Raw genomic sequence first — 25,025 nt, forward strand, 5'->3', positions numbered from 1 at the left:
CCTTCCCTCCCAGTCGGATCAGCGGCCGCGGGGCGGACCCCGGCGCTGCGGCGGACGGCCCGCATTTGGGCCGTTCCGATGCGGCGGCGGGCCACGGCGAGCAGGCCCATCGGCGCGTGCAGACGGTTGCGGCGCATCGGTAGCCCGTTCGATCCGGATACCGTCATCGTCATCGCCGGCGGTGCGAGCGAACTTCTCGACCGCGGTGGCGAACTTGGCGGCCAGCTGGCTCGGCACCTGAAAGTGGGTTTCGTTCGCCGAAATCCGGATCGCGCCCACTTCGTTGCGGGTGATGTGGCCGCGGCGGCAGATGAGCGGCAACAGCCAGCGCGGGTCGGCGTTCTGGCGACGACCGATGTCCATGCGGAACCAAACGGTGTCGTCGAAGCCTGGGCGGTGCCGTTCCTGCTGGGCAGCGCGCCGGGCTTCCGGCGTCGCTTCAATCAGTTCCTCCGGGGCGGGCAGTGCGGCGCGGTGCGCGCGGACCAGTGCTGCCGCGATTTCGGCTGGCGTCTTGGCTTCGAGCAGCCGCTCGGCCAGCGCCTGATCTTCCTCGTCGGTTTCGATCGGCTGGAGCAGAGTTTCGATGAGCCGGGCGCGATCGGCCGCACGCACGTCGTCGGCGGTCGGGGCTTCGATCCATTCGGCTGGGATACGGGCGCCGCGAAGCATCTGTTCCACCCGGCGACGGCGCGGATAGGGCACGATCAGCACGGCCGTGCCTTTCTTGCCAGCGCGGCCGGTGCGGCCCGAGCGATGCTGCAGCGTTTCAGCGTCGCGCGGCAATTCCACATGCACCACCAGCGTTAGCGTCGGCAGATCGATGCCGCGCGCGGCCACGTCGGTCGCGACGCAGACGCGCGCGCGCTGGTCGCGCAACGCCTGCAGTGCGTGGTTTCGCTCCGACTGCGAATGTTCGCCCGATAGGGCAACGGCTGCGAAGCCGCGCTCGATCAGGCTGGCATGGAGATGACGGACATTGTCCCGGGTCGCACAGAACAGGATTGCCGTCTCGGCATCGTGCAGGCGCAGCAGGTTGATGACGACGTGCTCGATATCGGCAGGCGCGACGGTGACGGCCTGATAGCTGATATCGCCGTGGCCGCGATCGTCGCTCTTGGTGGTAATCTGGAACGCGTCACGCTGGTAGCGCTTGGCGAGCGCAACGATCGGGCGCGGCATGGTTGCCGAAAAGAGCAGCGTACGGCGCTCGTCCGGCGTGGCATCCAGAATTGCTTCCAGTTCCTCGCGGAAGCCCATGTCGAGCATCTCGTCGGCCTCGTCGAGGACCGCCACGCGCAACGCCGACAGGTCGAGCGCGCCGCGTTCGAGATGATCGCGGAGGCGCCCTGGCGTGCCGACGACGATGTGTGCGCCATGGTTGAGCGTGCGGCGTTCCTTCGACGCGTCCATGCCGCCGACGCAGGTGGCGATGCGAGCGCCGGCGGGCGCATAGAGCCAGATCAGTTCCCGGCTCACCTGCAGCGCAAGTTCACGCGTCGGGGCGATGATCAGCGCCAGGGGGGTGGCCGCCGGCGGCAGCATGTCTGCGCCGGCCAGCAGTTCCGGCGCCATCGCAAGGCCGAACGCTACCGTCTTGCCGGACCCCGTCTGGGCGGAAACGATCAGGTCGCGGCCGGCTGCATCGGCTTCGAGAACGGCAGACTGAACAGGCGTCAGCGCGGAATAGCCACGCTGTTCGAGCGCCTCGGCAAGGCGCTGCGGAATATTGTTAATCGACATGAGAACCCTAAAAATGGGGCTGCGCGCGGTATACCGCTAGCCCAAACAACAAGCAGGCGCGCCCCTCTATCCTCGCGCGCGATCGATCAGCCAGATGGCGAGTGCGAGCAGAAGCCCCACCACCAGTCCGGCCAGCAATCCCGTCGTCGCCTGTCCCTGCACCGCACCGGCGACCGCGCCGATTAGAATGCTCGCCGTCAACAGGAAGCCGCCGGCTACTGGGGAACGCGATGGCGTTGATTGCATAGCCCCCTTTGCCATGCATTGCGTCGCGACGCCAGCCCGGCACATTGGTTTCGCCGCCGTTCACCAGCATCGTCCACCGAAGCGGAGGGAAATCGGCGTATCCGGAACAGGACACGGGCTTCGCGCCTGTCGTGTACGGAGTTAGAATGGACGTCTATCCCTATCTCGGTCACCGGGACGAAGTGGCAGACGCTGCGGATCTGTTGCGTCGGTTCGGCGAAGCCGCTGGTGGCGAGGCTGCGGCGCGTGCCGAAGCGAGTCGCGACCTGGGGAATTACGTGCATTTCTGCCGTTGGCGCCAGATCGAGCGGCTGGTCATGCTCCTGTCCGTCCCCCGTGCGCTGGGCACCATTCACTAGCCAGCCGAGCGGCTGCAATCTGCAGCATGCTGCATCCGTTCGCTTTTCATGCTACAGCGTCCTTCGCCGTGTAGTGCTGGCAGGAGGGCGTAAGCGTGATCCGTGCGCTGTTGAGGATGGCCTTGCTGGCAGGCCTGGGGATCGGAACCGCGCACGCGCAGACGCCCACGACGATTCCCCTGGCGGCGTTCGTCGATTCGTTGGGGATCAACATCCACATCAACTACAAGGACGGGGCCTATGCCGATGCCGGGCAGGTCGCCGCCGATCTGCGCCATCTGGGCATCGTACATGTGCGGCAGGGAATACCGGCCAGTTGGGGCACGGTGCGGCCCGCCGATTTCACCACGCTGGCGCAGCAGGGTATTCGCTTCGACATGGTCCTGCGCTGGGAAGACGTGGAGAACGGCTTCTACCAGACATTCCTGCATGACCTGGTGCAGGCGAATCCCGGATCGCTCGCCGCCATCGAGGGCTTCAACGAGATCAACAACTGGCCCGTCACCTATGCCGGCCAGACGGGCCCTGCGGCCGCGCAGATGGCGCTGCAGGCGGTGTATGCCGCAGTGCGCGCCGATCCGCTGCTGAAAGGCGTTCCGCTGTTCGACATGACCGGCGCGCCCCGTGTCGCCCGGATCAACAAGCGCGCCGATTTCGCCAATGCGCATCCCTATCCGCACAACGGCCGCCAGCCGTGCGGCGCTGTCGACCGGGCATTTGACGAAGGATATGTCCAGCCCGCGCCCCTGCCCCGGGTGATCACCGAGATCGGCAACTTCACCCTGCCGCGCGACTGGCCTGCCAACAAATCCTGGTGGCACGGTTATACCATGCTCGGCGTGGACGAGGCGACGCACGCGAAAAGCGTAATCGCCGCCTATTTCTGCGCCGCCCGCGCCGGCGTGTCGCGCACCTATGTGTACGAACTGCTCGACGAAAAGCCGGATCCAGCCAACACCCAGCCGGAGATGCGGTTCGGAGTGTTCCGGTTCGATCACAGCCCGAAGCCGGCGGCCACCGCCATCCGCAACCTGGTACTGCTGTTGAACCAAGCGGCAGTCCGGCCGGGATCAGCGGCGCTGGCCCGCGACGCGATCACAGCTCCGGCGTCGGTTCGGAAGCTGTTGCTACGTAAGCAGGGCGGCGGGTTGATCCTGGCCTTGTGGAACGATGTCGACTTTTGGTCCTTCGACGGGCCGCTGAACGCCGCGCCGGTTCCGGTGACGCTGCGGCTCTCGAGGCCGGTCGCGGTCGACATCTTCGATCCTCTAGCGGGCACAGCGCCCGTCGCGCGCCGCGGTGCGGCGCTGGCAATCGATATTCCGGTGCCAGATCATCCCATATTGGTAGAACTTATCAACTGATCGGACCCGTTTGCGGAGCTGGCGAGTTTCCGCCCGACTTCGCCTTCGAGGTTTGCGTGACCCATCCCCAAATTCTTTCCCTGATCGTCCTGGCCGGGATGATGCTGCTCTTCATCTGGGGGAGGCTGCGCTACGACATGGTGGCGGTGCTGGCGCTGCTCGCTGCCTTGGCTGTGGGGGTGGTGAAGCCGAAAGAGGCGTTCACCGGCTTCGCCGACGATATCGTCGTCATCGTCGGCTCGGCGCTCGTCCTTTCCGCCGCCGTGCAGCGTTCGGGTGTGATCGAGCGGGCGATGCTGCTGCTCCAGCGCAGGGTGACGCGCGTGCGTTCGCAGTTGTTGCTGCTCAGCGCCAGCGTCGGCTTCGCTTCGGCACTGGTGAAGAATATCGGCGCGTTGGCGATCATGATGCCCGTAGCGTTCCAGATGGCGAAGCGCTCCAAGGCTTCGCCCGCCACGTTCTTGATGCCGATGGCGTTCGCCTCGCTACTTGGCGGGCTGATCACGCTGATCGGTACTTCGCCCAACATCATCGTCAGCCGGGTGCGCGAGGAAATGACCGGCCAGCCTTTCGGCATGTTCGATTATGCGCCGGTGGGGCTGGGGCTGACGGCGGTCGGCCTCATCTTCCTGCGCTTCGCCTATCGGCTGATCCCGCGCGACCGCCGCGCCGCGCCGACGCTGGGCGAGGCGATGGACATCGAGGATTATGTGACCGAAGCCGCCGTGCCCGAAGGGTCGGCGGCAGTTGGCGAGACGGTCGCCGAGTTTCGCGAGCGCCACGACCAAGCCGTGGCCGTCACCACCATCTTACGCGGCGGTATCCGTAGCACACCTTTCCCGGACAACCGTCTTCGCGTCGACGACGTGCTGATCCTGACCGGCGCGCCCGATGATCTGGAGCGGGTGATCGCCACCGACGCTTTGGTGCTGGAGGGGCAGGAGCGCGCCCAGCCCGATGGCAGCACCGGCGAAGTCGGCGTGATCGAGGCGGTGATCGGCACCGATTCCACGCTGATCGGTCGCACTGCGGGGCGGCTGGGGTTGCACGAGCGGTTCGGCGTCAACCTCATTGCAGTATCGCGCCAGGGTGAGCGCCTGTCGGCACGCCTCGGCGATATCGAGCTGCGCGCCGGCGACGTGATCGTGCTGCAAGGCCCGCTGGCGCTGCTGTTCGAGCGGCTGGGCGAACTGGGCTGCCTGCCGCTCGCCCAGCGCGAGCTGCGGCTCGGCAGCGCCCGCAAAGGGCTGTTGCCGCTGGCCATCCTGGGCGTGGCGATGGCGGCGACGGCAACAGGCTATGTGCCGGTGGCTGTCGCGTTCTTCGCGGCGGCGGGGCTTACCATCCTGCTCGGTGCACTGCCGGTGCGCGAAGCCTATGACCATATCGAATGGCCGATCCTGGTGATGCTCGGCGCTCTCATCCCGGTCAGCGACTCGCTGCGCACCACGGGGGCCAGCAAGGTGATCGGCGACAATCTGGGCTATCTCGCCGCGACCATGCCCCCGTGGGGGGCGGTAGCGCTGATCCTGGCGGCGGCGATGGCCGTGACGCCGTTCCTCAACAACGCCGCGACGGTGCTGGTGATGGCCCCGATCGCCGCGACCTTCGCAGGCCAGCTCGGCTATCGGCCCGAGGCGTTTCTGATGGCCACCGCCGTGGGCGCGGGCTGCGATTTCCTCACGCCGATCGGCCACCAGTGCAACACGCTTGTGATGGGGCCGGGCGGGTATCGTTTCGGGGACTATGCGCGATTGGGGGCACCCTTGTCCCTGCTCGTGCTGCTGGTAGGCACGCCGCTGATCATGGCCGTGTGGCCGGTGCACTGAGAAACGAGGGACTTTTGATGGAACGGATGATGCGGTTCGAGCAGACCGGCGGACCCGAGGTGCTGCAATGGGTCGACGTGGATGTGCGCGCGCCCGAATCGGGCGAGGTGCGACTGCGGACCGAGGCGGCGGGACTGAACTTCATCGACGTGTACCACCGCACCGGCGTCTATCCGGCCGAGCTCCCCTCCGGCATCGGCGTCGAGGGGGCGGGTGTGATCGAGGCGGTGGGCGAGGGCGTCACCGGCTTTGCGGTGGGCGATCGGGCGGCGACGTTCGGGCCGGCGCTCGGATCCTACGCCACGGTGCGCAACGTCAAGGCCGAGAGCCTGTTCAAGCTGCCGCAAAACATCGACAGCGAAACCGCTGCCGCGGTGCTGCTGAAAGGATGCACGGTCGAGTTCATGGTCGAGCGCGCCGCCAGAGTGCAGCCGGGCTGGACGGTGCTCGTCCATAGCGCCGCCGGGGGCGTCGGCCAGATCGCCGTCGCGTGGCTCAAGGCGATCGGCGCGACGGTGATCGGCACGGTTGGCCATGAAGCCAAGGTAGAAAAGGCGCGCGCGGTCGGCTGCGACCATGTGCTGCTCTCGCGGCAGGACGATGTGGCGGTGCGGGTGCGCGAGATTACCGGCGGCGAAGGCGTGCGGGTGGTGTTCGACGGCATCGGCAAGGCGACGTGGGAGACTTCGCTGGCCTCGGCGGCGCGGCGAGGGCTGATCATCAGCTATGGCAATGCCAGCGGTTCGGTGGAGGGCGTGAAGCTCGCCGCGCTCAATCAGCATGGTTCGCTGTTCGTTACCCGGCCCAAGCTGTTCGACTATTATGTGACCCCCGAGGAGCGCGCTGCTGGCGCCGCGCGACTGTTCGAGATGCTGGAGAATGGCGCGATCAAGGCCGAGATCGGCCAGCGCTTCGCGATCCAGGATGCGGCGGAGGCACACCGCGCGATCGAGGGCGGGCAGACGACGGGATCGACGATCCTATTGCCGTGAGGTGATCAGCCGCCGCCTGCGTCCCTCCCGCGAGCGAGGTGTTATTTCCTCTTGGTCAGGGCCGCAACGCAGCTGGCCTGATCGAGGGGGCTGCCATCGCGCTGACGGGCATCGACCCAGGTGACCGATGCCTCTCCGCTGCCCCGTTCGGGGGGATACAGATAGGTATCGAGCACGCAAATTGGCCCGACGAACTGCAGCTTGCGCCCCTTGCCCTCGGTTACGTCCAGCCGCGGCTGGCCGAACCGGGCGAGCAGCTGCGGCACGGTGAGTCCACGCACCGGCGACAGATTGGCAGGCTGTCGAGGCACCGGCACCTCCGATGCCGCCAGCGGCCGGGCCGGACGGGCAGCTGGGACCGTGCCCGAACAGGCGGCGAGCAGCAGCGCGAACAGCGGTACGGATGGCTTGGCGATACGGGCTAGGTTCAAGCGACGTTCCCTCGGTTGCACTCTTTGCGGCCTCTCTCTACGGCGACGTCCAATACTATTGGAGCCCTAAACCTTGACCAACCCCAGCTTTGACGTGGTCGCGATCGGAAACGCCATCGTCGACATCCTCGCCCAGGCCGACGACGCCTTCATCGAATCGATCGGCGTGCCCAAGGGTTCGATGCAGCTGATGTTCTCGCCCGAAGAGGCCGATGCGCTCTACGCCAAGATGGGTCCGGGTCGCGAGGTTTCCGGCGGCTCGGCGGCGAACACCGTAGCGGGAATCGCCGCGCTCGGCGGCAAGGCGGCGTTCATCGGCCAAGTCGCCGACGACCAACTCGGCACCGTGTTTGCGCACGATATCCGCGCGGCGGGCGTGCATTTCGACACTGCGGTCCGCCCCGGCCAGCCGACCACCGCGCGCTGCCTGATCTTCGTGACGCCGGACGGCCAGCGTACGATGAACACCTTCCTCGGCGCTTCGCAGTTCCTCCCCGCCAGCGCGCTGGACGAGCAACTGATCGCCAACGGCGCGATCCTCTATCTCGAAGGCTATCTGTGGGATCCGGAAGAGCCGCGTGCCGCGATGCGCAAGGCGATCGAGATCGCCCGCGCCGCCGGCCGCAAGGTGGCCTTCACCCTGTCCGACGTTTTCTGCATCTCGCGCCACGGCGATGATTTCCGCAAGCTGATCGATGGCGGGCTGATCGATATTCTGTTTGCCAACGAAGCCGAACTGCTGGCGCTGTGCCAGCATGAGGACTTCGAGGCGGCGGTGCAGCATATGCATGGCAAGGTGCCGCTACTCGTCGTTACCCGCAGCGAGAAGGGTGCGATCGCGCTGCAGGGCGACGAGCGGGTAGAGGTTTCCGCCGAGCCGATCAGCGCGCTGGTCGATACCACCGGTGCGGGTGACATGTTCGCCGCCGGCTTCCTGCATGGGCAGGCGCAGGGCAAGGGACTGGAAGAATCGCTCCGCCTGGGCGCGATCTGCGCCGCCGAGATCATCCAGCATTATGGCGCGCGCGCCGAAAAGGACCTCAAGGCGCTCGCCGCCGCCAAGATCGGCTGAGGCGTTCGGCTTCACCCAAAGAAGAAGGGCCGGAGGATCGCTCCTCCGGCCCTTTCTTTTTGTGCGTGCCGATCCGGGGATCAGGCGTCCTTGTAGCCCGGCGTATGCGCGTCGCCGATCGGCGGCACCGGCTGGGGCGGAGCGTCGGCATCGACTTCCGGCACATCGACGATGCCGCGGCCGACATGGCTGCGCGACCGGCTGTACGCGTAGTACACGACCAAGCCGATCGCGGCCCAGCCGAAGAACAGAGTGATCGTGGGCCCGGAGAGGCTGAAGAACAGATACACGCAGCCGGCGATCGCGATCGGTGCCGTGACCATGATCGCCGGGGTACGGAACGGGCGGTGACGGCTGGGATCGGTCTTGCGCAGCACGATCACCGCGATGGAGACCGCGGCGAAGGCGAACAGCGTGCCGGAGTTCGACACGTCCGCGAGCAGGCCCACCGGGAAGAACGCTGCGAACAGCGATACGAAGATGCCGGTCAGGATGGTGATGACGTGGGGCGTATGCCACCTCGGGTGCACGCGCGAGAAGAATTCGGGCAGCAGACCGTCGCGGCTCATCACGAAGAAGATGCGGGTCTGGCCGAACATCATCATCAGGATCACCGAGGGAAGCGCGATGATCGCCGCAGCACCCACGAGCCAGCCGAGGAACGGATGGCCGATCGAACGCAGCGTCCAGGCCAGCGCTTCCTTCGAGCACACCACCGCCTGCTCAGACAGCGCGCGGCACGCTTCCGACAGCGCCGGCGTGCCGGGCGACAGCACTTCACCGGCAGGGCCGTAGACCGGCTGCGCGCCCACGGTGCCGATCACGCCCGAGGCGACGAGCATGTAGAAGATGGTGCAGATGGCGAGGCTGCCGATCAGGCCGATCGGCATGTTGCGCTGCGGGTTCTTGGTCTCTTCGGCGGCGGTCGACACCGCGTCGAACCCGACATAGGCGAAGAAGATCGAGGCAGCCGCACCCGAAATGCCGGCAAAGCCGAGCGGCGCGAAGGGGGTGAACTGGCCGGTCTTCAGCACGGGGATCGTGACGATCACGAACATCGCCAGCGCAAGGATCTTGATGCCGACCAGCACCGCGTTGACCGTGGCGCTTTCCTTGGTACCCTTCACCAGCAGCGCGGTGACGATCGCGGCGACTGCCATGGCAGGCAGGTTGATCATGCCGCCGTCGAACGGCCCGCGGATCAGCGCCAGCGGCACTTCGATGCCGAAGTTATGCTGGATGAAGCCCATCATGTAGCCGGACCAGCCGACCGAGACGGCCCCCGCCGCGATTGCATATTCGAGGATCAGCGCCCAGCCGACCATCCAGGCGACCAGTTCGCCCATCACCGCATAGCTGTAGGTGTAGGCGGAGCCGGAGACCGGCACCATCGCTGCCATTTCGGCATAGCAGAGCGCCGCCACTGCGCAGACGAAGCCGGCGATGACGAACGAGATCATCATGCCCGGCCCGGCCTTCTGCGCCGCCTCGGCGGTGAGCACGAAGATGCCGGTGCCGATCACCGCGCCGATGCCCAGCATGGTCAGCTGGAAGGCGCCGAGCGAGCGGTGGAGCGATTTCTTTTCGGCTGTGGCTAGAATGGCATCGAGAGGCTTTACGCGCCCGAATATCATTGCATGGTCCCCTATGCGGCGAGCGTTGCGCCGCCCCCAAATTGGTAAAGGCGCGAGCCTAACCGCAAACGCGCCGTGCGCAATCCCTTACGGCGTGCCGATGCGAAACAATGTTGCGCTCCGGCGCAATTACCGGGCGAGCATCGGACCGAGCGGCTGCCCTGCGAAAATATGGACGTGCAGGTGCGGCACCTCCTGGCCGGCGTCCAAGCCGGTATTGGCGAGCAGGCGGTAGCCGGGCTCGACGAACCCCGCCTCGCGCGCCACCTTGCCGACCGCCCGGACGAACCCCGCAATCTCCGCCTCGGAGGCGCGGGCCGAAAAATCGTCCCAGCTGACATAGGCGCCCTTGGGAATCACCAGGATGTGGTGCGGCGCTTGCGGCGCGATGTCGTGAAAGGCGAGAGCGTGGTCGTCCTCATGGACCTTCTTCGCCGGAATTTCGCCGCGCAGGATCTTGGCGAAGATGTTCTGGTCGTCATAGGGCTTGGTCGGGTCGATCGGCATTGGTTGCTCCGTGGTTCAGATCCTCCCCGCAACGGGGAGGATCGAAGGGCCGGCAGGTTCACGCCCCCCGCGCCGCCTTTTCGGCGATGCCGGATACGCCTTCGCGCCGCGCCAGCTCGGCGCGGACATCGTTGAGGCTCAGCCCCATATCGGCGAGCAGCACGAGCAGGTGGAAGATCAGGTCCGCTGATTCCTTCACCAGCTCGGCGCGATCGTCCTGGATCGCGGCGATCACCGCTTCGGTGGCTTCCTCGCCCAGCTTCTGCGCGATCTTGGCGCGGCCGCGAGCGGTGAGCTTGGCGACATAGCTGGTCGCGGGGTCGCCGCTGCGGCGGTCGCGGATGGTCTGTTCGAGCACGTCGAGGAGGTCGGCCATGGCCTGCCGCTGCGGGAGCGGTGCGGCGCTGTCAATCCTGGCGCGCGGGATTGCGGCGTTTACCCTATGGGTGCTGCGAGCGATTCGCGGCAGCAGGGCAGGTCATGACGGGGCAGGAAGGCGAATCGGAAACAGGGCGGGGGCGGCTGTCGCGGCCTTTGTGGCTGGTGCTGGGGTTCGTGTTCATGGGCCTCGGCTTTATCGGCGCGCTGCTGCCGCTGCTGCCGACGACGATCTTCCTGATCCTTGCCGCGGGCTGCTTCGCCCGTTCCTCGCCACGGCTGGAGGCGTGGCTGCTCGGGCATAAGCGATTCGGGCCCACGCTGGTGGCGTGGCGCGAACAGGGCGCGATCCCCCGCAAGGGCAAGGCGCTGGCGTGCGCGGGCATGGCGCTCGGCTACGGCCTGTTCGCCTGGGGCGCGCGGCCGGGGCCCTGGCTGGCGGCCGGGGTGGCGGCGGCGATGCTGGGGTGCGCGTGGTATGTGCTGAGCCGGCCGACGGCGGTTTGATCAGCGCGTGCGGGCCGTTCGGCGCTTCCAAGCCGCGGGTGAAGGCGGAAACGGCCAGAGCACCGCCACGCCAGTGCGGTGATCCCCGACCGAAGTTTAGGAAGTTTAGGCTCGTGCGCGTTTTCGCGGGCTGTGCCACGAGCCGACGAATGAGATGTGAAGTTTAGGAAGTTTAGGCTCGTGCGCGTTTTCGCAGGCGCCGCCACGCGCCGACGAAGAGATGCGAAGTTTAGGAAGTTTAGGCTCGTGCGCGTTTTCGCGGGCGCCGCCACGCGCCGACGAATGAGGTGTGAAGTTTACGAAGTTTAGGCTCGTGCGCGTTTTCGCGGGCGCCGCCACGCGCCGATGAATGAGGTGTGAAGTTTAGGAAGTTTAGGCTCGTGCGCGTTTTCGCAGGCGCCGCCACGCGCCGACGAATGAGGTGTGAAGTTTAGGAAGTTTAGGCTTCTGGAGGATCGGGCATGCGCCAGCTCGTTGAAGTCGGCCAAAGAGGCGAAGCGTTTCGCTTCGCAGGCAGGAGCATTGGCAAACGATATCAAAGAGCAGCCCCGAAGAGCGAGGCTTTGGTACATATAGAGAACGATAGCGCAGCCGCAAGATGGTGCCGCACCCGCAACTGTGCGGGCGATGGTCGCACCGAATGCCCGGAGTTGGGTGGTTAGCGGCCGTTCCTTAGTTCGCGTCCTATGACGCGAGACGCAATTGACACCCACGCATTTGTGACATGTCGCCCCGCCGTTCCAAGACGCCTGCCTCGACAAGATCGGCAAGCCGAGACGCCAAAAAGAAGGCTTCCGCTTGATGGACGTCCTCTTCGATGAAATTTCCCAAAACTCTCCCAACAATTTTGGCCATCGGCTGCCAATCGGTCGTCGCGACAGCTATTAGAGAGGCGTCGAACTCCGACAAAGGTGCCGAGATGAGATGATCCCCGACGATAATGCGAAGCGGAGCATCCTCAGATTGCAGGATGCGCCATTGCGCAACCCGACGCGCCCGTTCTTTTGCCGTAAGCGACTCTTCAGAACCCAGAAGCTCCGTTATATCTTCCGCATAATAGAGGGATGAACTGGGAACGTTCATTACAAAACACGGTAGTTGTTCCGTTTGAGATAACCACCACAGAAAGCCCGCATAACTTCGTACGTAATTGAATGAGACCCAAGCGATTATCCGAAAATCAGACGAACGAGCGACTTCCAACGATTGGGTTGTCTCATCGACGACCTCCTGCCACCCGCAATAGCCTAATACCTCCTTAACCCACCGCGCGCGGTCCACTTCGCCACCCGTAGATATGGGTCCGAAGCTGAAATCATCGAATACACCTAGGACTTGCTCGTCGCGCTCGGCGATTTGGAGTGCTTGCCGCAACGATTCGGCTGCAGAGTCGCTAAAAACTATATGGAGAGCGGGACCTTGGGTCATCCGAACAGCCGTAAGCGTCCGACCAAGGCCGTCTGAGGGAAAGCGGCATGTCCGTTCCCGCCCACTTGCGGACGTTAGGCCCTACGTGACATGTTCCGGCTATGACCGTCGCTCTTGAAGCTGAAGTCCAACCGGCAACGCTTTCTCTCCCGCTCGATCAAAAATTTATGGTCGAGCGAGGGAGTGATCTTCACGCAGCTTTAAAAGGATTGCCTGATCTGTCATCAGGACAATCCGCCAAGCTCGAGCGAGGGCCAAAACACTATATCGAAGCTGTCCGGCACGGTGATCTCTGGGCGGTCAGAACTCGCAAAGGCAGCTACTTCAGTCTTGCATCGTTCACGGCCGAATTGTCGACCGATTACAGCGACCGGAAGGTGAAGGAGAGCCGTGCTGCTGGTTCCATTTGGAAGCGCATCAAACGAAGCATTATGTCGCCCTATCCGGAGCGGTCGCTCAGCACAGAGCAGGTTCAAACACTCTTCGCGGAGTTTTTTGCAGGAAGGAAGTTCAGCCTAGCAAAATCTGGCGCCTGAGCGTCATGTCCGCTCCCCACCACCTTCGGTCGTTCGCTGGAGGAATCTTCCTCAATCCACTGGAATGGCGGCTCTCGGCGCGACCGATCGAACGAACGGCCGAACGTGGGAGGGAAGCGGTCGCTCCTGCCTCAGCCCCTACTGGTGGCCCAGCAAGATTTGGGGCACATCCTGGGCATGAGTTGGACCGCCGACAGCAAAGACGTGAACCCGTTTCAACGCATTGCCCTTTTCGCAGTTCTCACAGTCGGGGCCATCCTCTTTATAATAACTCGCTTCTATCATACCCCACCTGTTCCGTCTCCCTTTGGATGCTACAAAGGTGCAGGAACCCCAGTGGTAGTATTGGGTGAGAAGCAGGTTGTGATCGGAGGGGGCAATGCATTTCACCGAATCGTCCTTACTGAGAGAAGTAAGAACGGCTACATGGTTCAACCAGGATTTGCGTTCGAGAGGCGAGGCGCAGGCACCCTTTCGCCAGTGGAAAGCTACCGCTTAGTTCTTATCGAAGCGAAGCCGCGTCACCTCCCCTCCATGAAGGTGGCGGTTGGTGATCACGACGACGTTCTTTTGAACATGGTGCCCTGCAGAAGCTAAATGGCCTTTCAAGCAGGCGACCACAAATGTCCGCCATTGGGCGCGAGCTGCCGGTCCGCTTTTTACGCACTTTCGGACGAAGCGGCTTCTGGGTCGACCCAATTCCAGGGCAGCAGCTCGTCCGTACGGTTGATGGGGTGACCTCGGCCAATTCGATCGAGGACGTCGGCGAGCCAGGCCTGTGGGTTGATGCCGTTCAGCTTCGCCGTCTCAAGCAGGCTGTAGATCGCTGCTGCCCGCTCGCCACCGCAGTCGGCACCGGCAAAGAGCCAGTTCTTGCGACCCACGGCGATGCCGCGCAAGGCGTTCTCCGCCAGGTTGTTGTCGATCTCGAGCCGACCATCGTCCGTGTAGGTGAGGAGCGCCGGCTTGAGGCGAACCGCATAGCGGAGCGCCTCCGCCAGCGGAGACCGCGCCGAAACCTGGGCGAGCACACCGTCTGCCCACTGGAAAAAGCCGAGCGCCTTCAGCTTCGAGAATTTGCGCGCTTTGCGGCGATCGTCATGCGGATCTCGGGTGATCCGCCGCTCGACCTCGTATAGATCGCCAATCAGCACCAGTCCCTCCAGGGCGATGGAGCGGGCATCAGCATCGAGCACGTCGCGCAGCTTGCGGCGCACATGGGCCCAACAGGCGACCGGCGTGATCAGCCCCGGCTGCCGATCGGCCGCGTAGAGCTTCTCGAAGCCGGCATAGGCATCTGCCTGCAGGAAGCCCGCAAAGGTCTTGAGGTGTTCGCGCGGCCGTTCTCCCTTACGGTCAGGGCTATAGCGGTAGAGCGCCGCCGGCTTGTCACTGAGACGCCATCGTCGATTGTCGCGCAAGTACACCCATAGCCTGCCCGTCGCCGTCTTCCCGCTACCCGGCGACAGTACCGGAACCGGCGTGTCGTCGGCGTGCAGCTTGGGGCTGGCCATCACATGCTCGGCGATGCCGTCGACCAGCGGCTGAAGCAGCCAGCTGACCTGGCCCATCCAGTCCGCCAGCGTCGATCGGCTGATCTCAACGCCCTCCCGCGCGAAGATCTGCGATTGGCGGTAGAGCGGCAAATGGTCCGCGAATTTCGACACCACCACATGCGCCAGCAAGCCTGGTCCGGCGCGGCCGCGGGGAACGGGTAGCCCCGGTGCTGGCGCCTGACTGATCGCATCGCAGCGCTTGCATGCCAGCTTCGGCCGAACGTGACGCACGACGTGGAAGCGTCCCGGAACATATTCCAGCACCTCGGTCACATCTTCGCCCAACCGGGCCATTGCGCCGCCGCAGCTGGTGCAACCGTTCGCTGCCGGTGCCGGGTGCAGCACCTCTTCGCGGCGAAGATGCGCAGGGAGCGCCTGACGGCGCGGCTGGATGCTTTCTGAGGCAGGCTCTTCCGCCGTCCCGCCGGTGACCACGCAGGTGGCATGCGCCTGCGCGGCCTCCAGATCCTCCAGCGAAAGCTCCAGCTGATCCGCCAGCAGCAACAGCCGCTCCGAGGACTGGCCGAACTTCATCCGCCGCAAACGGGCAAGCTGGACCTTCAGCTTCTCGATCTGCAGCGTCGTGATCTTGATGGCATTTTCGGCTGCGCCGAGCTGCTGCCGAGTTTCCTGATGCGCAGATCGCTCTGCTGTCAGCGCCTGCTCGGAGGCTGCGAGCTTGGCCTGCATCGCCGCCAAAAGCGCCTTCACCGCATCAGGATTGTCGGGGATGTCCAGCGCATCGGAAGACATGGCTTTTCATACCAGAACAGCGACTCGCGCCCAAGCAAAATGCGCGGATTTCTGCAGCTTTCCGCTACATCTGAACGGGCAATCGAGGCGCCTCCGGCGCCACCGTGCGACGCCAGTCCATCGCCTCGATCAGCAGGGCGAACTGCGCTGGGCTCAGGATAACGCCGCCATTCACCAGCGGCGGCCAGACAAAGCGATGACGCTCAAGCCGCTTGGAGAACAGGCAGAGACCGGTGCCGTCCCAATAGAGCGCCTTGAGATAGCTGCCTTTCCGGCTGCGGAAGAGGAAGACGTGCCCGCCATAGGGCTCCTGGTCGAACAGCGGCCGCACAAGTGCCGCCAGGCCATCGAAGCCGAGCCGCATGCTCACCGGCTTGCTTGCCAGGTACACCTTGGTGCCGGGTGGGAGCGAGATCATGCCGTTTCCCGCAGTACCCGCAGCACGCGGGCCAGCGCTTTCTCGTTGACATAGGTGTCGACCGACAGACGCACCCCGCCGGGCAATTCGATGTCGATGCCGCCAGGTCGCAAACCGGGGCTTGGCCGTATCAGTTCTTCCTGCGTCGGCCCTTTCTCGCGCGCCGCGGCACGGAATGGCGCAGCCACCTCGGCGCCCCGAAGAGCCACGGCGGGCTCGGCATCGGAGCCGCTCGCCAGTTCGCCATACGGGACAAATTGGAGCGGCTCCCCAGCCAGAAGCGCCATGTCGCGCTGCCGCTTGCGCCAGCCATGGATCAGACTGGGCGACATCCCGAGCTGCCGAGCAACGCCCACGATGGTGGCCCCCGGGGCATCGCATTGCGCCAGCACAGCGGCCCGCTCAGCGTCTGAATAGCGCCGGCGACGCTCCACATGGGTGATGACATCCATACGACCCATCCGCACTCTCCTTTCGGAGTGCGAAAGGACACTCCTGAGCGCTACTCGCCTCGCCCAGCAGAAGTTGCCACGCAATACGGGTCAGGTCGGACGCTTACGAACAGCCTAGGCCGAACGAGCAATGTCCGCTACTGGGGCGGCAGCTGCCATGGAGGAAAATGGCTGGGAAGCGGACCTAGGACGACATCAGTCTACCGCCTCGATCTCGCGCCGCGGCGATGCTTAATCGCAGACCACAGCGCGAAGGGGAGCGACATGACCGGGATCCAGACCAAGAGCGTTGTGAAAGCCCAGGCGATCGTTGGATAAACTCCCTCCGCCACTGGGGGGAAAGACGGCAGTACTCTGAAGCCTTGGGGGTTGTGGAAGTTTGCGAGCACCAAAAGCACTGGTCCCGTGAATACCCAGATTGCCAGAAGCCGTAGATACCAGTGAGGGTGCATGTCAGACTTCGCCATCTAATCAGCATGCGCCGATAAATATGCGTCCGCTAATGGGCGGGAGCCGACTGAAGGCGCACCTACGCTCGAACCGGAATCCCCGCGGCCGCCAGCGCGGCATGCGCTTCGGCGATGGTCGCCTGGCCGAAGTGGAAGATCGACGCCGCCAGCACCGCAGATGCGTGGCCGTCGCGGATGCCTGCCACCAGATCATCCAGCCCGCCGACGCCGCCCGAGGCGACCACGGGCACCGTCACCTGGTCGGCGATGGTGCGGATCAGGTCGAGGTCATAGCCGTCGCGGGTGCCGTCGCGGTCCATCGAGGTGACGAGCAGCTCGCCCGCGCCCAGTTCGGCGAGGCGCAGCGCGTGTTCGACCGCGTCGATGCCGGTTGCGCGCCGGCCGCCATGGGTGAACACTTCCCAGCGGCCGTCGCCGGTCCGCCGCGCGTCGACCGAGGCGACGACGCATTGGCTGCCCATGCGGTCGGCGATTTCCGCCACCACTTCGGGTCGCGACACCGCGGCGCTGTTCACCGCGACCTTGTCCGCGCCGGCCAGCAGCAGCGCGCGGGCATCCTCGACGCTGCGCACGCCGCCGCCGACGGTGAGCGGCATGAAGCACACCTCGGCGGTGCGGCGCACCACGTCGAGGATCGTGCCGCGCGCTTCGTGGCTGGCGGTGATGTCGAGGAAGCAGAGCTCGTCGGCGCCCGCCGCATCATAGGCGCGGGCCTGCTCGACCGGATCGCCGGCGTCGCGCAGTTCGACGAAGTTGACGCCCTTGACGACGCGGCCGTTCGCCACGTCGAGGCAGGGGATCACACGGGCGCGGACGGTCATCGCCCGGCCTCGATCGCCTCGGCGAGGTCCAGCCGGCCATCATAGAGCGCACGGCCCGAGATCACGCCCTCGATGCCGTCTGCTACATGCTTCCGCAGGGCATGGATGTCGTGGATGTCGGTGACGCCGCCGCTCGCGATCACCGGGATCGAGACGGCGCGGGCGAGCGCCACGGTCGCCTCGACATTGCACCCCTTGAGCAGCCCGTCGCGACCGACATCGGTGAACAGCAGCGCGGCGACGCCGGCATCCTCGAAGCGGCGGGCGAGATCGACGACGCTGACGTCCGACACATCGGCCCAGCCATGCGTTGCGACCATGCCGTCGCGGGCGTCCACCGCGACGACGATCTGGCCGGGATGCGCGCGGGCGGCCTCGCGGACGAGGTCGGGGTTCTCCAGCGCCGCGGTGCCGATCACGACGCGGGTCACGCCCATGTCGAGCCAGCGGCGGATCGATTCGTGGTTCCGGATGCCGCCGCCGAGCTGCACCTTGGCAGGCGTCTTCGCCAGGATGTTGGCGACCGCGAGACCGTTGACCGATTCGCCTGCGAACGCGCCGTCGAGGTCGACGACGTGGAGCCATTCGGCGCCGGCCTCGGCGAACAGCGCGGCCTGGGCGGCGGGGTCGTCGCCATAGACGGTGGCGCGCGCCATATCGCCTTCGGCCAGACGAACGACCTGGCCGGCCTTGAGATCGATGGCGGGGAAGATGTGCAGGGTCATGGGGATCTCAGGGCTTCCAGGCGAGGAATCGTTCGAGCAGCGCGATGCCGTAGCGCTGGCTCTTCTCGGGGTGGAACTGCAGGCCGACGATATTGTCGCGGCCGATCGCGGCGGTCACCGGGCCGCCATGCTCGGTGGTGGCGAGCACCGCGTCGCCGTCGAACGCGAAGCTGTGAAGGAAATAGGCCTCGCCGCGCTCGATCAGCGGGTGGTCGACCGTGGGAACCACATCGTTCCAGCCCATGTGCGGCACGCGGAGTTCCGGACCGGCGGGCAGTTGCCGCACCGTGCCGGGAATCCAGCCTAGCCCGGCATGGCTGCCCAGCTCTTCGCCGGTGGTGGCCAGCAGCTGCATGCCGACGCATACGCCGAGGAAGGGCACGGCGTCTCGCAGCACGCGCGTCTCCAATGCCTCGATCATGCCGGGCAGCGCCCGCAGGCCCGATGCGCAGGCACCGAAGGCGCCAACACCGGGCAGTACTACCCGGTCGGCGCCCAGCACCACCGCCGGGTCCGCGGTCACCGCAATGTCGGCAGCACCCGCCGCCTTCAGCGCATTGTGCACCGAATGGAGATTGCCCGCGCCGTAATCGATCAGCGCGACGCTCACTGCCCGAGCGCTTCCAGCCCCGGTGCGAGGATGCTCGGGGCGACTTCGATGAACGCATATTCCGCCGCACCGGCAGTGGCGAAGGGGTCGCCCGCGGCCCAGGCCTGCACTTCTTCGAGCGAGCCGCGCGCCATGAAGAAGCCGCCGGTCACCGGCACCTTGCGGCCCGCGACCATCAGCCGGCCGTCGGCCACGGCCTGCTTGAGCCACTCGACATGCGCCGGGCGCAGTTCGTCGATCTGGGCGATGTCTACCTTGTAGGTCAGCAGCACGAGGATCATCACAGCACTCCCTTGGTCGACGGGATCACGCCCGCCTTGCGCGGATCGATCTCCACCGCCTCGCGCAGCGCGCGGGCCAGGCCCTTGAAGGCGGCTTCGGCGATATGGTGGTTGTTGCTGCCGTACAAAGTCTCGACGTGCAGCGTCAGCCCCGCGGTCTGGGCGAAGCTGTGGAACCAGTGCTCGAACATCTCGGTGTCCATCTCGCCGAGCTTCTTCTGCGAGAATTCGGTCTTCCACACGAGATAGGGGCGGCCGGAAATGTCGATCGCGACGCGGGTCAGCGTCTCGTCCATCGGCGAGAGCGCATCGGCGTAGCGGCGGATGCCCTTCTTGTCGCCCAGCGCCTTGGCGATCGCCTCGCCGATCGCGAGCCCGGTATCCTCCACCGTGTGGTGCTGGTCGATATGCAGATCGCCCACCGTCTTCACATCCATGTCGATCAGCGAGTGGCGGCTGAGCTGTTCGAGCATGTGATCGAAGAATCCGATGCCCGTGTGGATGGTGTAGACGCCGGTACCGTCGAGATTGACGGTGACGTCGATCGAGGTTTCGCTGGTCTTCCGGCTGATCGTCGCGGTGCGCATGGGGTGCACATAGCGCGGCAAGCGTCGCATGCAATCTTGACCCCAACTTTTCAGCCGCTACCCAGAGGGGCATGACAGGGAATGTGCCCGATAGTTTGATTCCGTACGACGAGATCGTGCAGGAGGCGCTGCGCGCCGTGGTGGGCCGCGTGCTTGGATCGGTGGCGGAGACCGGCGGGCTGCCGGGGGCGCACCATTTCTACATCACCTTCAAGACGCAGGCGCCGGGCGTGGATATCCCCAAGCGGCTGATCGAGCGTTTCCCCGACGAGATGACGATCGTCCTGCAGCACCGCTACTGGGATCTGACGGTCGATTCCAACAAGTTCTCGGTGGGGCTGAGCTTCAACCAGATCCCGTCGATCCTGACGATTCCGTTCTCGGCCATTACCGGGTTCCACGATCCGGCGGTGAACTTCGAACTGCGCTTTCAGGCGCAGGACGGCCCGGAAGGCCCCGAGCCGCACGAGCATGACGATGCCGAGAATGACGGCGGGCCGATCGCCAAGCCGGCCGACGACGGATCGAACGTCGTCTCGGTGGATTTCAAGCGCAAGAAGTGAGGGCGGAGGCAGGCCCGCAGCACTGCTGCCGGCCTGCCCTTCGGATCAGAACGAAAGCCGCGCCCGGCCCAACACGCGGTGCCCCGCGTGGCGGAGATCGGCATAGGGCGACGTAACGACTCGATCCGTGTCGATGTCGGTCCCGATATAATCGACTCCGAGCGTGATCGCTCCCATGGAATGCTCCACACCGACCCGCCAATCCGTATAGTTGCCGGTCGGCCGCAGCCGTGCCGCGCGTGCATCGTCGGTACTGCCTGAGGTACGACCGATCGATCCCAGCACCGTGAACGGCGTGGTGGGGATGCCTACCCGCGCGCCGCCATGCAGATACAGATTGTCGCCGCCGATCGGGCCCTGGTCTGGCGCATAGGCGGCGCCGGCGTTCAGCTGCAGCGGACCGAACGAGAAATTGCCGTCCGCGCCGAGTTCCACATAATCCATGTTCCGTGCCGCGCCGGTGAAAACATGACCGGTGACGAAGCCGCGCAGATTGAGCGCGCCGATGCCGAGGCGATGGCCGACCTCCACGTCGAAAACCGTGTCCGCACCCGCATGGCGGGCGGACTCGCGCGTCATGGCGACGCGCGCGGAAGCGTCGAAGCCGAGAATGCCGATCGAAGCATCGCCCGACGCGCTCAGCTGGTTCTCGCTCCAGCTCAGGCCGCGGCGGCTTTCATCGGTGGCGAGTTCCACACCGCCCGACACGTTAGGGACAAGCTGTGCCTGTGCCGCGGCAGGCATGGCGAGCGAAAAAAGCGCCGCCGCCCAGCGGCGGCGCGAGTTCAACTTGAATGTCATCCGGTTCTATCGTTTCCCAATCGGTCCAGCTCCGCGCGGAGGCCTTCGGCATCCTGTTGCGCAAGGGCACGGACTTCGCCCTGCACGTCCGTAGTGGCGCGTGCAACGTCGCGGGCGATGGCATCGCGATTGGCGGTGCACCAGCCGGGACGGCTGCCCGAAGCGACGGCCTCACGGCGGAGGCTGCGCTGGAGCACGGTGCCCGCGCTATGCCGGGCGCTGCGATCCAGCAGCAGATCCGCTTCCCAGCGGCAGCGCAGCGTCGAGGGGCGGCCGCCGGGGCCGGCGCTGCCGACCTGGTTGTGGCGGACGTCGATCCGCATCCGATAGTCGGCCTCGACCGGTCCGGCGGCGTGATCGATCCGGATGCTGTGGGCGATCTCCGACACAGGGGGGATCGATAGGGTGGGGGTGCCGAGCAGCATCCCCAAGATCATTGGGATCATAGCTCTTCTCCTGCGGTTGTCCCGGCTGTTTCGCCGGTGACTAGTTTCTGTCTATCCGCCGTCGCCGGCGGGGCAAGTAACCAAGTATTTCCGGCGCGATTGGTTGCAAGCTCGTGCATGAAAGCGGCGGTCGCGGGTTGGTGATCGGGTCTGCCTTTCCTACATCGCTGCCCAGCTTGCAGCGGAGAAAGCCAGTGACCGACACGCGCACCGAAACCGACTCGATCGGCGCGATCGACGTTCCCGCCAGCGCCTATTGGGGCGCCCAGACCCAGCGATCGATCCAGAATTTCCCGTTCGGACCGGAGGAGCGGATGCCGATCGGCATCGTCCATGCCCAGGCGATCGTGAAACAGGCCGCCGCACGCGTAAACGTGAAACACGGGCTCGACCCGAAGATCGCCGAGGTGATCGATCGCGTGGCGCAAGAAGTGATCGACGGCAAGCTGGACGACCAGTTCCCGCTGGTGATCTGGCAGACCGGCAGCGGCACGCAGACCAATATGAACGTCAACGAGGTGATCGCCGGACGCGCCAACGAGATCCTCACCGGGAATCGCGGCGGCAAGAACCCGATCCACCCGAACGACCACGTCAACATGGCGCAGTCGTCGAACGACAGCTTCCCGACCGCACTGCACATCGCCGCGGCGAGGGCGGTGACGCTCGATCTGCTCCCGGCGCTGGAGCGACTGCATGGCGCGCTCGATCGCAAGGCGCGGGAATGGGACCACATCGTCAAGATCGGCCGCACGCACCTGCAGGACGCAACCCCGCTGACGCTGGGCCAGGAATTTTCCGGCTATGTGGCGATGCTCGAATCGGCGCGGGCGCGGTTCCAGAGCGTGCTCGAACTCGACATCTTCAAGCTGGCATTGGGCGGCACGGCAGTGGGGACGGGGCTGAATTCACCGCCGGGCTATGCCGAGGACGTGGCGGCGGAGATCGCCAAGATCACCGGGCTTCCCTTCGTCTCGGCGCCCAACAAGTTCGAGATGCTGGCGACCAAGGACCAGCTGGTGAACCTGTCAGGCGTCTGCAACACGCTGGCCGTCTCGCTCACCAAGATCGCCAACGACATTCGCCTGCTCGGCTCCGGCCCGCGCTCGGGGCTCGGCGAGCTGGAACTGCCGGCGAACGAGCCGGGGAGCTCGATCATGCCGGGCAAGGTCAATCCTACCCAGAGCGAATCGCTGACCATGGTCGCGGCGCAGGTGATCGGCAACCACACCGCGGTCACGGTGGGTGGCATGCAGGGCCATTTTGAGCTCAACGTGTTCAAGCCGCTGATCGGCGCGAACGTGCTGCGCTCGATCACGCTGATGGCGATAGGCATGACCAACTTCGCCGAGCGCGCGGTGGACGGCGCCGTGGCGAACGAGGCGCGGATCAAGGAACTGGTCGACCGCTCGCTGATGCTCGTCACCGCGCTCGCGCCCGCCATCGGCTATGACGCGGCGGCAAAGATCGCCAAGAACGCTCATGAGAAGGGACTTACGCTAAAAGAATCAGGGCTGGCGCTTGGGCTCGTCGACGAAGCGACCTTCGACAGGTTCGTCCGGCCCGAGACGATGATCGGCCGTTGAACGGCTGCGGCCGGCGGTGGGAACGCCGCTGCCCCACTACCGTTCTGGTTGACGAAGGAGAAGACGATGATCGGCAAGGCAATTGCAGGATGGATCGGCAGCCGGATCGACCGGCGCGACGGCGAGGGCGGCGCTCTTGGCGCTGCTGTGGGCGTCGCGACCTGGGAGGTCGCCAAGCGCGTGGTGCCGGCGGCGTTCGTGCTTGGGGCGGGCGCGGTCGGCGCAGCCTATCTGAGGCGCCGGCTGACCACCGAGCATGGTCCCGATACGGGTCTCGGCGCGTGACGCACTGCGGCACCCGGGCTTGACGGCTCGGGTGCCGCTACGCCAAAGGCCCGCATGGCCCATACGCACCAGAACGACCCGCATGGATTCCATCGCCGCGGGGTTTTGTTTGTCCTTTCCTCGCCCTCGGGCGCGGGCAAGTCGACCATCGCCCGCAAGCTGCTGGCGGCTGAGCCCGATCTCGCCGTCTCCGTATCGGTAACGACGCGCGAGCCGCGACCGGGCGAGGTCAATGGGGTCGACTATACGTTCGTCGGCGTCGAGCGGTTCCGCGAGATGGTGGCGCAGCATCATTTCATCGAATGGGCACACGTCTTCAAGCATCGTTATGGCACCCCCAAGGGGCCGGTCGATGCGGTGCTCGCCACCGGCCGCGATATGCTGTTCGATATCGACTGGCAGGGCGCGCAGCAGCTGCACCAGACGATGGGCGGCGACGTGGTGCGCGTGTTCATCCTGCCGCCGTCGATGGCCGAGCTGCATCGCCGCCTGGAAGGCCGCGGTACCGACACCGATGACGTGATCGCCCACCGCATGGCGCGCGCCGCCAACGAAGTGAGCCATTGGGACGGCTATGACTATGTCCTGGTCAACGACGATGCGGACAAGTGCTTCGAAGCAGTGCACACCATCCTGAAAGCCGAGCGGCTGAAGCGGTCGCGCCAGACCGGGCTGATCGGCTTCATCCGCGGCCTGATGAAGCGCGGCGATCCGACCGGAGAAGCCGACGTCCTCTGAGCTGGCTTAGAGCAAGCCGAGGAACCGTGCTCCGGCATCGAAGTCCGCCCGGCGGGCTTCCCGTGCCCTCGTGGCGAGGTCGTCCTCGCCCCATTGTTCGGCCTGCCAATCCTCGTCGAGTTGGGCGGCGCGCCATACCGTCTCGCGATCGGCCGCACCTTCCAGCAGCGCCAGCGCCGCGACGAGCGATCCGCTGATCGTCACCAGCGGGTTCAGCGCCGCGAGCCGGAACGGATCGAGCGCGGCGACCACCTCGTTCAGCCGAATGATCGTCGCTGCGGGCTGAGGGCGGTGCATGATTCCGGCGGTCGTCTCGAAGTGCACGTCATAGCGGGTGCGGGCCCAATCGAGCAGCGGGTCCCAGTGCGCGGCCTGGCGTTCGACCAGCGGCTCGGGCAGCTCGGCACGGTAGCAGAGCAGGTCGCTCTCGCCATAGCGGGCGAGGTCCGCCGCGAAGGGGACGGGATCGGGGGCGATCTGATCGATCGCGGCGTTGGCGAGGCCAGTCAGCGGCATCGTACGCGGATCAATTTCCTCGCCCACGCTCCGCCATTCCTCGGCCACCGCCTCGGCAAGCTGCGGCGTCGGAAGCGCGAGGAGCGCGCGGGCGGGAGTACGGACCGGGCGGCCGTCGAGCTCGACCGCACCATCGACGATCGCAACCGTTTTCCAGAAACGTTTCATGCTTCGGGGGGTGTCCTCCAGCGGCGGGCGAGCATTTTCGGGATCACCGCCATGACCCACAGCGAGGCGAGCAGCAGCGTGCCGCCTAGCATGGTCAATTCGGTCGTCTGGGCGCGGCCGGCGATCAGCAGGCCGAGCACCGCGCCGGCGACGCCGACGCAATTGGCGCCCATCATCAGGAAATAGCGATTCCTCGCGACGCGATCGGCTTCGGTCACAACGC

30 protein-coding genes and 1 pseudogene are annotated in these 25,025 nt (G+C 65.6%); 11 read left to right on the forward strand and 20 right to left on the reverse strand.

All coding sequences use genetic code 11. The annotated features are described in order from the left end of the window. Positions 1-18: 18 nt before the first annotated feature. Together ACNFJ7_RS15800 and ACNFJ7_RS15805 are read right to left on the reverse strand one after the other, a co-directional pair. Positions 19-1,743 (reverse strand): DEAD/DEAH box helicase, encoded by a 1,725-nt coding sequence (locus ACNFJ7_RS15800; protein WP_019370790.1) that lies wholly within the window; start codon positions 1,741-1,743, stop codon positions 19-21. 66 nt (positions 1,744-1,809) lie between these two features. After that, positions 1,810-1,944: a hypothetical protein gene (locus tag ACNFJ7_RS15805; protein WP_019370791.1), complete on the reverse strand. Its 135-nt coding sequence runs from the start codon at positions 1,942-1,944 to the stop codon at positions 1,810-1,812. Between the two features lie 191 nt (positions 1,945-2,135). On the opposite strand from ACNFJ7_RS15805, the gene ACNFJ7_RS15810 reads away from it, so the two are divergent. From ACNFJ7_RS15810 to ACNFJ7_RS15825, 4 genes are all read left to right on the forward strand, one after another. Then, complete coding sequence (locus ACNFJ7_RS15810) at positions 2,136-2,348, forward strand: hypothetical protein (protein WP_019370792.1); 213 nt, start codon at positions 2,136-2,138, stop codon at positions 2,346-2,348. Between the two features lie 95 nt (positions 2,349-2,443). Then, a complete protein-coding gene (locus ACNFJ7_RS15815; protein WP_152997696.1) occupies positions 2,444-3,712 on the forward strand; it encodes a calcium-binding protein in 1,269 nt (422 codons plus the stop codon). Between the two features lie 56 nt (positions 3,713-3,768). Then, positions 3,769-5,541 carry an SLC13 family permease gene (locus ACNFJ7_RS15820; RefSeq protein WP_026009355.1) on the forward strand — a complete coding sequence of 591 codons (1,773 nt, stop codon included), beginning with the start codon at positions 3,769-3,771 and terminating at the stop codon, positions 5,539-5,541. 17 nt (positions 5,542-5,558) lie between these two features. Then, positions 5,559-6,533 carry a quinone oxidoreductase family protein gene (locus tag ACNFJ7_RS15825; protein ID WP_019370795.1) on the forward strand — a complete coding sequence of 325 codons (975 nt, stop codon included), beginning with the start codon at positions 5,559-5,561 and terminating at the stop codon, positions 6,531-6,533. Positions 6,534-6,574: 41 nt separating this feature from the next. Here the strand turns inward: ACNFJ7_RS15825 and ACNFJ7_RS15830 are convergent, their stop codons facing one another. Further along, complete coding sequence (locus tag ACNFJ7_RS15830; RefSeq protein ID WP_019370796.1) at positions 6,575-6,964, reverse strand: hypothetical protein; 390 nt, start codon at positions 6,962-6,964, stop codon at positions 6,575-6,577. Positions 6,965-7,037: 73 nt separating this feature from the next. Between ACNFJ7_RS15830 and ACNFJ7_RS15835 the strand changes: the two genes are divergently transcribed. Continuing rightward, entirely contained in the window at positions 7,038-8,036 is a 999-nt protein-coding gene (locus tag ACNFJ7_RS15835) for an adenosine kinase (RefSeq protein WP_026009356.1), read from the forward strand. An 80-nt stretch (positions 8,037-8,116) separates the two neighbouring features. Here the strand turns inward: ACNFJ7_RS15835 and ACNFJ7_RS15840 are convergent, their stop codons facing one another. The 3 genes from ACNFJ7_RS15840 to ACNFJ7_RS15850 form a co-directional block, all read right to left on the reverse strand. After that, entirely contained in the window at positions 8,117-9,670 is a 1,554-nt protein-coding gene (locus ACNFJ7_RS15840) for an amino acid permease (protein WP_019370798.1), read from the reverse strand. Positions 9,671-9,799: 129 nt separating this feature from the next. After that, positions 9,800-10,177 (reverse strand): histidine triad nucleotide-binding protein, encoded by a 378-nt coding sequence (locus tag ACNFJ7_RS15845; RefSeq protein WP_019370799.1) that lies wholly within the window; start codon positions 10,175-10,177, stop codon positions 9,800-9,802. Positions 10,178-10,235: 58 nt separating this feature from the next. Further along, positions 10,236-10,553, reverse strand: coding sequence for a phosphoribosyl-ATP diphosphatase (locus ACNFJ7_RS15850; RefSeq protein WP_019370800.1), 318 nt, complete (start codon positions 10,551-10,553; stop codon positions 10,236-10,238). A 104-nt stretch (positions 10,554-10,657) separates the two neighbouring features. On the opposite strand from ACNFJ7_RS15850, the gene ACNFJ7_RS15855 reads away from it, so the two are divergent. Then, on the forward strand, positions 10,658-11,062 hold the full coding sequence (locus ACNFJ7_RS15855) for a YbaN family protein (RefSeq protein WP_058805398.1): 405 nt from the start codon (positions 10,658-10,660) through the stop codon (positions 11,060-11,062). Between the two features lie 684 nt (positions 11,063-11,746). Here the strand turns inward: ACNFJ7_RS15855 and ACNFJ7_RS15860 are convergent. Together ACNFJ7_RS15860 and ACNFJ7_RS15865 are read right to left on the reverse strand one after the other, a co-directional pair. Continuing rightward, a complete protein-coding gene (locus tag ACNFJ7_RS15860) occupies positions 11,747-12,145 on the reverse strand; it encodes a DUF3658 domain-containing protein (protein WP_019370802.1) in 399 nt (132 codons plus the stop codon). Positions 12,146-12,232: 87 nt separating this feature from the next. Continuing rightward, positions 12,233-12,490, reverse strand: a pseudogene (locus ACNFJ7_RS15865) (DUF1835 domain-containing protein); the annotation flags it as partial. 101 nt (positions 12,491-12,591) lie between these two features. Here ACNFJ7_RS15865 and ACNFJ7_RS15870 point away from each other — a divergent pair. After that, positions 12,592-13,026, forward strand: coding sequence for a hypothetical protein (locus ACNFJ7_RS15870; RefSeq protein WP_152997958.1), 435 nt, complete (start codon positions 12,592-12,594; stop codon positions 13,024-13,026). 659 nt (positions 13,027-13,685) lie between these two features. Here the strand turns inward: ACNFJ7_RS15870 and tnpC are convergent. From tnpC to hisB, 8 genes are all read right to left on the reverse strand, one after another. Next, on the reverse strand, positions 13,686-15,335 hold the full coding sequence (tnpC, locus tag ACNFJ7_RS15875) for an IS66 family transposase (protein ID WP_019368397.1): 1,650 nt from the start codon (positions 15,333-15,335) through the stop codon (positions 13,686-13,688). Between the two features lie 64 nt (positions 15,336-15,399). Then, entirely contained in the window at positions 15,400-15,753 is a 354-nt protein-coding gene (gene tnpB / locus ACNFJ7_RS15880; RefSeq protein ID WP_019368398.1) for an IS66 family insertion sequence element accessory protein TnpB, read from the reverse strand. Continuing rightward, positions 15,750-16,214: an IS66-like element accessory protein TnpA gene (gene tnpA, locus ACNFJ7_RS15885; RefSeq protein ID WP_026008935.1), complete on the reverse strand. Its 465-nt coding sequence runs from the start codon at positions 16,212-16,214 to the stop codon at positions 15,750-15,752. Before tnpA ends, tnpB begins: the two co-directional genes overlap by 4 nt. Before the next feature lie 520 nt (positions 16,215-16,734). Then, positions 16,735-17,496 (reverse strand): imidazole glycerol phosphate synthase subunit HisF, encoded by a 762-nt coding sequence (gene hisF, locus ACNFJ7_RS15890; protein WP_019370870.1) that lies wholly within the window; start codon positions 17,494-17,496, stop codon positions 16,735-16,737. Then, positions 17,493-18,221 (reverse strand): 1-(5-phosphoribosyl)-5-[(5-phosphoribosylamino)methylideneamino]imidazole-4-carboxamide isomerase, encoded by a 729-nt coding sequence (gene hisA, locus ACNFJ7_RS15895; protein WP_019370871.1) that lies wholly within the window; start codon positions 18,219-18,221, stop codon positions 17,493-17,495. Before hisA ends, hisF begins: the two co-directional genes overlap by 4 nt. 7 nt (positions 18,222-18,228) lie before the next feature. Continuing rightward, positions 18,229-18,831, reverse strand: coding sequence for an imidazole glycerol phosphate synthase subunit HisH (hisH, locus tag ACNFJ7_RS15900; RefSeq protein ID WP_019370872.1), 603 nt, complete (start codon positions 18,829-18,831; stop codon positions 18,229-18,231). After that, a complete protein-coding gene (locus ACNFJ7_RS15905; RefSeq protein WP_019370873.1) occupies positions 18,828-19,112 on the reverse strand; it encodes a YciI family protein in 285 nt (94 codons plus the stop codon). Before ACNFJ7_RS15905 ends, hisH begins: the two co-directional genes overlap by 4 nt. Further along, entirely contained in the window at positions 19,112-19,699 is a 588-nt protein-coding gene (gene hisB, locus ACNFJ7_RS15910; RefSeq protein ID WP_010544373.1) for an imidazoleglycerol-phosphate dehydratase HisB, read from the reverse strand. The genes ACNFJ7_RS15905 and hisB overlap by 1 nt, the downstream gene beginning before the upstream one ends. Before the next feature lie 71 nt (positions 19,700-19,770). Between hisB and ACNFJ7_RS15915 the strand changes: the two genes are divergently transcribed. Further along, positions 19,771-20,262 carry an SspB family protein gene (locus ACNFJ7_RS15915; protein ID WP_019370874.1) on the forward strand — a complete coding sequence of 164 codons (492 nt, stop codon included), beginning with the start codon at positions 19,771-19,773 and terminating at the stop codon, positions 20,260-20,262. A gap of 45 nt (positions 20,263-20,307) precedes the next feature. Here ACNFJ7_RS15915 and ACNFJ7_RS15920 read toward each other — a convergent pair whose 3' ends face one another. Next, the gene (locus tag ACNFJ7_RS15920) at positions 20,308-21,063 is read right to left on the reverse strand and encodes a TorF family putative porin (protein ID WP_082664492.1); all 756 of its coding nucleotides are present in this window, start codon (positions 21,061-21,063) and stop codon (positions 20,308-20,310) included. Further along, positions 21,060-21,509, reverse strand: a complete 450-nt coding sequence (locus tag ACNFJ7_RS15925) for a hypothetical protein (RefSeq protein ID WP_037514100.1) — start codon at positions 21,507-21,509, stop codon at positions 21,060-21,062. The genes ACNFJ7_RS15920 and ACNFJ7_RS15925 overlap by 4 nt, the downstream gene beginning before the upstream one ends. A gap of 194 nt (positions 21,510-21,703) precedes the next feature. Here ACNFJ7_RS15925 and fumC point away from each other — a divergent pair, with 194 nt between their 5' ends. The 3 genes from fumC (at position 21,704) to gmk (ending at position 24,118) form a co-directional block, all read left to right on the forward strand. Then, entirely contained in the window at positions 21,704-23,095 is a 1,392-nt protein-coding gene (gene fumC, locus ACNFJ7_RS15930; protein WP_019370877.1) for a class II fumarate hydratase, read from the forward strand. Positions 23,096-23,161: 66 nt separating this feature from the next. After that, positions 23,162-23,380 carry a hypothetical protein gene (locus ACNFJ7_RS15935; RefSeq protein WP_037514104.1) on the forward strand — a complete coding sequence of 73 codons (219 nt, stop codon included), beginning with the start codon at positions 23,162-23,164 and terminating at the stop codon, positions 23,378-23,380. 54 nt (positions 23,381-23,434) lie between these two features. After that, complete coding sequence (gene gmk, locus ACNFJ7_RS15940; RefSeq protein ID WP_019370879.1) at positions 23,435-24,118, forward strand: guanylate kinase; 684 nt, start codon at positions 23,435-23,437, stop codon at positions 24,116-24,118. 6 nt (positions 24,119-24,124) lie between these two features. On the opposite strand, the gene ACNFJ7_RS15945 is transcribed toward gmk, so the two are convergent. Further along, entirely contained in the window at positions 24,125-24,802 is a 678-nt protein-coding gene (locus ACNFJ7_RS15945; protein ID WP_019370880.1) for an ATP12 family chaperone protein, read from the reverse strand. Further along, positions 24,799-25,020 carry a hypothetical protein gene (locus ACNFJ7_RS15950; protein WP_019370881.1) on the reverse strand — a complete coding sequence of 74 codons (222 nt, stop codon included), beginning with the start codon at positions 25,018-25,020 and terminating at the stop codon, positions 24,799-24,801. Before ACNFJ7_RS15950 ends, ACNFJ7_RS15945 begins: the two co-directional genes overlap by 4 nt. Positions 25,021-25,025: the final 5 nt, after the last annotated feature.

The sequence above is a fragment of the Sphingomonas sp. HT-1 genome (assembly GCF_048568905.1).
In the GTDB taxonomy this organism is placed as follows: domain Bacteria; phylum Pseudomonadota; class Alphaproteobacteria; order Sphingomonadales; family Sphingomonadaceae; genus Sphingomonas.

Coding starts and splice junctions, on each gene's coding strand:
- ACNFJ7_RS15800 (WP_019370790.1), bottom strand. CDS start 1,743: ATGTCGATTAACAATATTCCGCAGCGCCTTGCCGAGGCGCTCGAACAG.
- ACNFJ7_RS15810 (WP_019370792.1), top strand. CDS start 2,136: ATGGACGTCTATCCCTATCTCGGTCACCGGGACGAAGTGGCAGACGCT.
- ACNFJ7_RS15825 (WP_019370795.1), top strand. CDS start 5,559: ATGGAACGGATGATGCGGTTCGAGCAGACCGGCGGACCCGAGGTGCTG.
- ACNFJ7_RS15840 (WP_019370798.1), bottom strand. CDS start 9,670: ATGATATTCGGGCGCGTAAAGCCTCTCGATGCCATTCTAGCCACAGCC.
- ACNFJ7_RS15845 (WP_019370799.1), bottom strand. CDS start 10,177: ATGCCGATCGACCCGACCAAGCCCTATGACGACCAGAACATCTTCGCC.
- ACNFJ7_RS15850 (WP_019370800.1), bottom strand. CDS start 10,553: ATGGCCGACCTCCTCGACGTGCTCGAACAGACCATCCGCGACCGCCGC.
- ACNFJ7_RS15855 (WP_058805398.1), top strand. CDS start 10,658: ATGACGGGGCAGGAAGGCGAATCGGAAACAGGGCGGGGGCGGCTGTCG.
- ACNFJ7_RS15860 (WP_019370802.1), bottom strand. CDS start 12,145: ATGAACGTTCCCAGTTCATCCCTCTATTATGCGGAAGATATAACGGAG.
- ACNFJ7_RS15870 (WP_152997958.1), top strand. CDS start 12,592: ATGACCGTCGCTCTTGAAGCTGAAGTCCAACCGGCAACGCTTTCTCTC.
- tnpC (WP_019368397.1), bottom strand. CDS start 15,335: ATGTCTTCCGATGCGCTGGACATCCCCGACAATCCTGATGCGGTGAAG.
- tnpB (WP_019368398.1), bottom strand. CDS start 15,753: ATGATCTCGCTCCCACCCGGCACCAAGGTGTACCTGGCAAGCAAGCCG.
- tnpA (WP_026008935.1), bottom strand. CDS start 16,214: ATGGGTCGTATGGATGTCATCACCCATGTGGAGCGTCGCCGGCGCTAT.
- hisF (WP_019370870.1), bottom strand. CDS start 17,496: ATGACCGTCCGCGCCCGTGTGATCCCCTGCCTCGACGTGGCGAACGGC.
- hisA (WP_019370871.1), bottom strand. CDS start 18,221: ATGACCCTGCACATCTTCCCCGCCATCGATCTCAAGGCCGGCCAGGTC.
- ACNFJ7_RS15905 (WP_019370873.1), bottom strand. CDS start 19,112: ATGATCCTCGTGCTGCTGACCTACAAGGTAGACATCGCCCAGATCGAC.
- hisB (WP_010544373.1), bottom strand. CDS start 19,699: ATGCGCACCGCGACGATCAGCCGGAAGACCAGCGAAACCTCGATCGAC.
- ACNFJ7_RS15915 (WP_019370874.1), top strand. CDS start 19,771: ATGACAGGGAATGTGCCCGATAGTTTGATTCCGTACGACGAGATCGTG.
- ACNFJ7_RS15920 (WP_082664492.1), bottom strand. CDS start 21,063: ATGACATTCAAGTTGAACTCGCGCCGCCGCTGGGCGGCGGCGCTTTTT.
- ACNFJ7_RS15925 (WP_037514100.1), bottom strand. CDS start 21,509: ATGATCCCAATGATCTTGGGGATGCTGCTCGGCACCCCCACCCTATCG.
- ACNFJ7_RS15935 (WP_037514104.1), top strand. CDS start 23,162: ATGATCGGCAAGGCAATTGCAGGATGGATCGGCAGCCGGATCGACCGG.
- gmk (WP_019370879.1), top strand. CDS start 23,435: ATGGCCCATACGCACCAGAACGACCCGCATGGATTCCATCGCCGCGGG.
- ACNFJ7_RS15945 (WP_019370880.1), bottom strand. CDS start 24,802: ATGAAACGTTTCTGGAAAACGGTTGCGATCGTCGATGGTGCGGTCGAG.